General features: G+C 65.9%; 4 protein-coding genes and 1 pseudogene. All 5 read left to right on the top strand.

Annotated elements, in window-relative coordinates; genetic code table 11:
- A pseudogene (locus tag ACJWXQ_RS04640) lies at positions 1 to 195 on the top strand (ABC transporter ATP-binding protein); the annotation flags it as partial.
- Positions 192 to 2,555, top strand: coding sequence for an ABC transporter permease (locus ACJWXQ_RS04635; protein WP_346051033.1), 2,364 nt, complete (start codon positions 192 to 194; stop codon positions 2,553 to 2,555). The pseudogene ACJWXQ_RS04640 and the gene ACJWXQ_RS04635, both read left to right, overlap by 4 nt.
- Positions 2,556 to 2,560: 5 nt before the next feature.
- Positions 2,561 to 3,754, top strand: coding sequence for an efflux RND transporter periplasmic adaptor subunit (locus tag ACJWXQ_RS04630; protein WP_406672269.1), 1,194 nt, complete (start codon positions 2,561 to 2,563; stop codon positions 3,752 to 3,754).
- A gap of 198 nt (positions 3,755 to 3,952) precedes the next feature.
- Positions 3,953 to 7,018, top strand: a complete 3,066-nt coding sequence (locus ACJWXQ_RS04625) for an efflux RND transporter permease subunit (protein ID WP_346051035.1) — start codon at positions 3,953 to 3,955, stop codon at positions 7,016 to 7,018.
- On the top strand, positions 7,015 to 8,058 hold the full coding sequence (locus ACJWXQ_RS04620) for an efflux RND transporter periplasmic adaptor subunit (RefSeq protein WP_346051036.1): 1,044 nt from the start codon (positions 7,015 to 7,017) through the stop codon (positions 8,056 to 8,058). The genes ACJWXQ_RS04625 and ACJWXQ_RS04620 overlap by 4 nt, the downstream gene beginning before the upstream one ends.
- Positions 8,059 to 8,176 lie beyond the last annotated feature (118 nt).

The following is an 8,176-nucleotide window of genomic DNA, read 5'->3' as shown; positions in this document are numbered from 1 at the left end:
GATTCGAAAACCGGCATTCGGGTGCTGGAAGCCATTGAGCACATCAACCGGGAACTCAACACCACCACCGCCGTGATCACCCACAACCAAGTGATCGGCGAAATGGCCGACCGGGTGATCCAGCTGAGTGACGGGCGGGTCGCCAACGTCCATGTGAACGACACTCGCAAGTCGCCCCGGGAGCTGCACTGGTGAAGACCATCCACCGCAAGCTGCTGCGCGACCTGGGTCGTCTCAAGGGCCAGGTCGCCGCCATTGCGGTGGTGATTGCCGCCGGGGTAATGACCCTGATTCTGGCGGTCACCAACCTGGAATCCATCCAGCACAGCCAGCAACGCTTCTATGAAGAACAGCGCTTCGCCGATGTCTTTGTCGCACTGACCCGGGCACCGGAATCGGTCAGCGAACGTCTGGGCGCGATTCCCGGGGTCAATCGCGTCGAGACCCGGATACGGGCTGGCATTCGTCTGGAGGTGCCCGGTTACAGCGATCCGGTCCGCGGGCAACTGCATTCCATTCCCGACGGACGCCAGCCGGATATCAATGCCCTCTACCTGCGGGAAGGCAGTTTGCCCGAGCCGGGCCGCTCCGATCAGGTCGCCATCAGTGAACCCTTCGCCGAGGCCCATGATCTGCGCGCCGGGGACCGCCTGACCGCCATCATCAATGGCCGCGAGGAACGGCTGACGGTCAGCGGCATCGCCCTGTCACCGGAATGGATCTATCAGATCGGGCCGGCCGACATCCTGCCGGACTATGAACGCTTTGCCGTGCTGTGGATGAATCGCCGGGCGGTGGCCAATGCCTTTGACCTGGATGGGGCCTTCAATAGTGCGGTCTTCACCCTGCAGGCAGGCGCCGACGCCGAGCCGGTGATTGACGCCATCGACGAAATTCTCGCCCCTTACGGCGGCATCGGTGCCCATGACCGGGATGATCAGCTCTCCCACCGCTTCCTTGAGGAGGAGATCGACCAGCTCCGGGTCATGGCGGTCATGCTGCCCACCATATTCCTGGGGGTCTCGGCCTTTCTGCTCAGCGTGCTCATGGGCCGGATCATCCGAACCCAGCGCCAGGCCATTGCCGTGCTCAAGGCCTTTGGTTATTCGAATCGGGACATGGCCCTGCACTATGGCGCCCTGACCGGGATTGTGGTGCTGGTAGGGGCAGTGGCAGGTGTGCTGATGGGCGGCTGGGCGGCCGACCACCTGGTCCAGGTCTATCTGGAGTACTTTCGCTTTCCAGAGCTGGATGCCCGAATCGCGCCCCGCTATATCCTCTTGGGGGTAGCGGTTGCGGGTGGCGCGGCAGCGCTGGGTACCTGGCGGGCAGTGCGTCGGGCCGTGTCCCTGGCCCCGGCCGAGGCCATGCGACCGCCGGCCCCGGAGACCTTCAAGCAGGGCTGGATCGAGCGGTCCCGTCTCGGACGCCTGCTGGATCAGAGTACCCGCATCATTCTTCGCAACCTGGCCCGCCATCGTTTCAAGGCCACGCTCTCCGCCCTGGGCATCGGCCTGTCCGCCGCCTTGATGCTGGTGGGCAGTTTCCAGTTCGGTGCCGTCGACAAGCTTTTCGACACTCAGTACCGCCTGGTCCAGAAGTCCGATGTCATTCTCCACTTCACCGACCCCACCCCGGAGCGGTCACTGAACGAACTCATGCATGTGCCCGGCGTGCAGTTCGCCGAAGGCTTTCGCAATGTCCCCGTCCGTCTGATCAACGAGCAGCATGATTACCGCACCAGCATTCAGGGCATGGACACCGAACCGCGACTGCTGGGCCTGATCGACAAACAACACCGCCCCATCAGCCTGCCGCCGGAGGGGCTACTGCTGACCGACTTTCTCGCCGATCATCTCCAGCTGCGTCCCGGTGATCCACTGACCGTGGAAATCCTGGAAGGGCACAGACGGACTCTGGAGGTGGAACTGGCCGGCGTGGTCTCCGAGCCCCTGGGGGTGAGCGCCTACATGGAACGCCGCGCCCTGAATCGACTGATGCGGGAAGGCCCTGCCATTTCCGGCGCCTGGCTTCTGACTGACAATGCCCGCAACGATGAACTTTTTGACGCCCTCTGGGATGTGCCCCGGGTGGCCAGCATCGGACTGATCGGCGACGCCGAACGACGGATCCGTGAATACATCGCCGACACGGTTCTGGTCACCATGGGCTTTTTGCTCCTGCTCGCCGGCTCCATCGCCTTCGCAGTGGTCTACAACAATGCCCGCATTGCCTTCGCGGAACGGGAACGGGAACTGGCCACCTTGCGGGTATTGGGCTTCACCCGGGCGGAGGTCTCCTGGATTCTGATTGGCGAGCTGGCACTGATCACCCTGATTGCCATCCCGGTGGGATGGCTGATGGGCACCGGCTTTGCCCTGGCCCTGAGTGAAGCCATGGCCATGGACATGTTCCGTATTCCCTTTGTGATATCGGTCCAGACCTATGCCTTCTCTGCCCTCGGTGTGGTGGTGGCGACCATCCTCTCGCTACTTCTGATCACCCGCCGGCTGTATCGGCTGGACATGGTTTCGGCCCTGAAAACCGTTGAGTGAATGCTATGAGCACCCGAAAGAAAATCATTCTCAGCCTGATCGGTCTCGCCTTGCTGGGGCTGTTGATCCTGGCCGTCATGCCCAGTCCGGTGCCGATCTCGGTGACCCAGGTGAAACAGGGGCATTTCGAGGCCTGGGTGGAGGACGAGGGCCGTACCCGCCTGCGGGATCCCTACACGGTGTCCTCCCCCATTCACGGCTATCTGCGCCGGGTGGAACTGGAGCCCGGTGACGAGGTGGAAGCGGGCGAGACCCTGTTCGAGCTCGAAGCCCTGCCCGCCCCGGCGCTGGATCCTCGGGCCCGGGAACAGGCCCGGGAGGCGGTGGCTGCGGCCCGCTCCCGCCTGGAGGCAGCCGAGGCGGAGCTGGAAACCCGCCAGACACGCCACCGCCAGGCGCAGACCGAGTTCGAGCGCATCCAGGCCCTGCACGAGCGCGATCTGGTCTCCTCGGAGCAACTCGACCGCGCCCGCGCCGAACGGGATGCCGCCCGCGCCGCCGAACGTGGGGCCAGCCATGCGGTGGAGGTCGCCCGTTTCGAGCGGGAAGCAGCCCGCGCCAACCTGGAGATTGCCGATGGCGAACGGGCCCGCACCGATCAACCCACGCTCGCGGTACGCGCCCCCATCAGCGGCACCATCACCCGCCGCAACCGCTGTTGCGAAGGCCCGGCCCAGGCCGGAGAAGAGATCATGGAAATCGGCGACCTGTCGGACCTGGAGATCCAGGTGGACCTATTGTCCATGGACGCGGTTCGGGTCCGGCCCGGCATGCGGGTGGAAATCGACCGCTGGGGCGGTGATGCGGTCCTCGCCGGCGAAGTCCGCCGGGTCGAGCCCGGCGGCTTCATGCGCGTCTCCGCCCTGGGCGTGGACGAACAAAGGGTGCCGGTCATGGTCCGGATCAGCAGCCCGCGGGAAAAATGGCAATCCCTCGGGGACGGGTTCCGGGTGGAAGCCCGGTTCATCCTCTGGGAGGGCGAGGACGTGATCCACATCCCCACCAGCGCCCTGTTCCGCCGGGCCGACCAATGGCATGTCTTCGTGGTGGAGAGCGGCCGCGCCCAGCTGCGCGCGGTGGAAACCGGCCGCCGCAGCGGCCTGCGCACCCAGATCACCGAGGGGCTTGAAGCCGGCGAAACCCTCATCACCCACCCCGGCGACCGCATCGAGGATGGCCGGCGGGTACAGGTGGATTGAAGGGCGGGGCGGCGGATTCCGGCCATTGCGCGGATGAATCCGCGCCTACAGGGGGTTCCGATAAGCCGCATCTCACCCAGCACGGCCAAACATTTAGTGTCCATTTCGTGGCCCCAAAAGCCCCCCCGAATCACCCCCATTGTTCTACAATTCACCCCTTGAACATCACGGCATTGAGGCCGGTCGGGGGGAAGGGATTTGCCGCTTACACGTATTGCCTTGAGCAACCCCGTTGCGGTAGCGGTGGGGTGCATTCTGCTGGTGATCTTCGGGTTGATCAGCCTGTCGCGTCTGCCCATCCAGATGACGCCGGATATCGAGCGCCCGTCGATCACCGTGTCCACGGCCTGGCGGGCGGCGGCGCCAGCCGAGGTGGAATCGGAAATCCTGGAGCCCCAGGAAGCCCTGCTGCGGGACGTCCCGGGCCTGGAACGGATGGTAGCCACCGCCGGCCAGGGCAGTGGCTCCATCAGCCTGGAATTCCAGGTGGGCACCGACATCAACCGGGTGCTGATCGAGGTCATCAACCGCCTCAACCAGGTCCAGCGCTATCCGGTGGACGCCACCGAGCCCACCATCCGGGTCGGTGACGAGGACTTCGCCAAGACCATCGCCTGGTTCTCCCTCCGCCGCGCCCCGGGCAATGAACAGCCCATCGAGGGCTACCAGGATTTCGTCGAGCAGGTCGTCAAGGAACGCATCGAGCGCATTCCGGGTGTCTCCTCGGCCAACCCCCAGGGCGGCCGCCCCTATGAAATCCGCATCAGCTTCGACCCCTTCCGCGCCGCCAACATCGGTGTCGACCTGTCCCGCATCGGCCAGCAGCTAGGCGAGAACAACGACGTCTCCGCCGGCTTTCGAGAAATGGGCCGACGCAGCTATACCCTGCGCTTTGCCGGACGCTACAGCGTGGCCGACATGGAAAACCTGGTCCTGGACTGGCGCGAGGGCCGGCCGGTCTATCTCCGGGACGTGGCCACGGTGGAGCGGGTCATGCGCGACCGCCGCGCCCTGATCACCCACAACGCCGAGCCCACCATCGCCATGAATGTGATTCCCGAGCCGGGGGTCAATGTGCTGGAAGTGATGGGCGAACTCCAGGCCGTGGTGGCGGAACTGGAACGGACCCATATCAATCCGGCCGGGCTGACCATCAAGCAGCTCTATGACGACACCGTCTACATCACCCAATCCATCAACATGGTGGCCACCAATCTGATCCTGGGCATGATGCTGGCCATCGGGGTGTTGTGGTGGTTCTTCCGCCGTTTCCGCGCCACCATGATGGTGGCCCTGGCCATTCCCCTCTGTCTGCTGTTCGCCTTCCTTGTCCTGGATGCCGCCGACCGGACCGTGAACGTGATCGCCCTGGCGGGCCTTGCCTTTGCCGTGGGCATGGTACTGGATGCGGCCATCGTGGTATTGGAGAACATCGTACGGCGCCGGGAAGCCGGCGAGGACATCCACACCGCCGCTCTCAAGGGCACCGGCCAGGTCTGGGGCGCGCTGTTGGCCTCCACCGCCACCACCGTGGCCATCTTCCTGCCGGTGATCTTCCTTCAGGACGAGGCCGGCCAGCTCTTCGCCGACCTGGCGGTGGTGATCTCAGCCGCCATCATCTGCTCGCTGCTGGTGGCGATCACGGTGCTGCCCGCGGCTGCCTGGCGCTTTCTCGGCGACCGCCCACTGACAGACCGGCACGCCCACTGGTGGGAACGGGGCACCCGCGTGATCATGGACGTCACCGGCACCCGCCGCCGGCGCTGGGCCTGGATCGGCGGCCTGACCACCGTCCCCATCCTGATCGGCGCCTTGTTGATCCCGCCGGCGGACTATCTGCCGGAGGGCCAGCGCAATTTCCTGTTCGGCTTCTTGGTTACCCCGCCGGGCCTGGGCGTGGATACTGCGGAAACGGAAATCGTCGCTCCGATCAACGAGCGCATGCGCCCGCTGCTGCTCGAATCCGGCAACGGCGAAACGGCCGATGGCGACGGCCCGCGCATCGAGGACATGTTCCTGGGCTATTTCGGCGGCGGCATCTTCTTCGGCGCCGTGGCCGAAGACCCGAAACGTTTCGATGAACTGTTGGGATTCGTGAACGGCGTTGCCGTGCAAGGCATTCCCGATACCTTCGGCGGCGCCAACCGCGCGCCGCTGTTCATCGGCCGGGGCGGGCGCAGCATCCAGGTGGACCTGCAGGCGGCGGACTTCGAGGAGCTGCTGGTCGCCGGCCAGGTCGGCTTCATGGCCCTGAACCAGGCCCTGCCGGGGGCCAACATTCGCCCCCTGCCCGGCCTGGAACTGGCCGAACCCGAACTACGCCTGATCCCGGATGATCGCCGCATCGCCGAGGCCGGCTGGACCCGGGGCCAGGTGGCCACCGCCTTCCGCGCCCTGGGCGATGGGGCCTTCCTGGGTGATTACTTTGACGGCGACCGGCGGCTCGACATCGTCCTGCGCCGTGAAGGCTGGAGTACGCCGGAAGAACTCATGGGCACGCCCCTGGCCAACCCAAGGGGCGAGATCACCACCCTGAGCGAGCTGGCCCGCCTGGAGCAGACCGCCGGGCCCAACCAGATCCGCCGGGTGGACCGGCGCCGCACCCTGAGCCTGCTGGTGACCCCGCCCTCGGACATGCCCCTGGAAACCGCGCTGGACATCATCGAGACCCGGGTCAGCCCCCAGATCCGGGCCGCCCTGCCCGCTGACGGCATCATCACCTACCGCGGCACCGCCGAGGCCATGGGCGAGACCCTGCGCAATCTGTCGGGCAGCTTTCTCCTGGCCGTGGTGATCCTCTATCTGCTCATTGCCGCCCTGTTCCGCTCCTTCCGGGATGCGGTACTGGTACTGCTGACCCTGCCCATGGCCACCGTGGGCGGCATCATCGGCCTCAACCTGGCGGGGCTTGCCACCGGCCAGGCCATGGACATGCTCACCATGATCGGTTTCATCATCCTGCTGGGCCTGGTGGTCAACAACGCCATCCTGCTGGTGCACCGTTCCCGGGAAGGCGAGCGCGAGGGCCTGGGCCGGCGCGAGGCGGTGGAGACCGCCGTGCGCCAGCGCCTGCGCCCGATTCTCATGAGCACCACCACCAGTCTCTTCGGCATGCTGCCGCTGCTGCTCATGCCCGGCGCCGGGACCGAGGTTTACCGTGGCCTGGCCGCGGTGATCGTCGGCGGCATGGCCATTTCCACCCTGTTTACCCTGATCCTGCTGCCCAGCCTGCTGCGGCTCAAGGAGGAGGTCCGCACCGCGTGATTACATTCAAACACAGCCCCTGGATGGGCCTGCTGATTGCCCTGAGTCTGCTGGCGCCGAACCTGGCCGCCCAACAGCCGCCCGCGCCGGTGGTCCTGGGCAAGGCGGAACAGGCCCAGATGGCACCCAGTCTCCAGGTCTCGGGCACCGTGGTCTCCCGCAGCGACGCGGTCCTGTCCGCGGAAGTGGAAGGCCGGCTCCTGCATGTGGCCGAGGTCGGCAGCCGGGTCGCCACCGATGACATCCTCGCCGAAATCGAGGACGTGGCCCTGCGGCTGCGGGAAACCGAACTGGCCGCGGACGTGCAACGGATCCAGTCTCGCCTGCGATTTCTGGAAGCCGAGCAACAACGCCTGGAACGCCTGGCCGAGCGCGACATGATCTCCTTTACCGAGGTCGATCGCATCCGCTCGGAGCGGGCCACCGCCGCCGGCGAGAAAGCGGTCAGTGAAAGCCGCCTGGCCCAGGTCCGTCACCAGCTGGAACGCAGTCGCATCCGCGCCCCCTTCCCGGGCGTGGTCGCCGAACGCCGGGCCCAGGCCGGCGAACGGGTCGGGGTGGGTACGCCGGTAATCCGGCTGCTCAACCCCGAGTCCCTGGAGATCGTCGCCCGTGCGCCCCTGGCCTACTACCGCTTTCAGGAGGTGAATGGGGCACTGCGCTTTGTCGCTGACGGGGAAGATCACGATGCCCGTCTGCGCACCCTGGTCACCCTGGGTGCCGAGAATCGGCACGTCTTCGAAATGCGTCTGGACCTTGAGCCCTCGCTGCCGGTGGGCCAGACCGTGCGCGTCAGCATTCCCACCGCCGAGGCCAAGGAAGTCCTCGCAGTCCCCCGCGACGCCCTGGTTCTGCGCAGCGACGGCATCAGCGTGTTTGTGGTCAATGAAGACAACAGTGTCCGCCGGGCCCGAGTGACCACGGGCATCGGCAGCGGCGATCGAATTGAGATTCGCGGTCCGGTCCAGGCGGGCGACCGCGTAGTCATTCGCGGGGCCGAACGGTTGCGGGATGGGCAGATGGTGGCGCCTCAGGGCTGATACCGCGTCCGCGATTGAATCGGGATTGCAATCGCGGATGAGTCCGCTCCCACGGGGAGAAGAAACAACACGCTGCCCCCTCATATAGGGGGCAGCGTGTTGTTTCTTCTCCCCGATC

The sequence above is a fragment of the Natronospira sp. genome, assembly GCF_007134575.1.
GTDB lineage: Bacteria > Pseudomonadota > Gammaproteobacteria > Natronospirales > Natronospiraceae > Natronospira > Natronospira elongata.
This window is presented reverse-complemented; position numbering and strand designations above follow the sequence as displayed.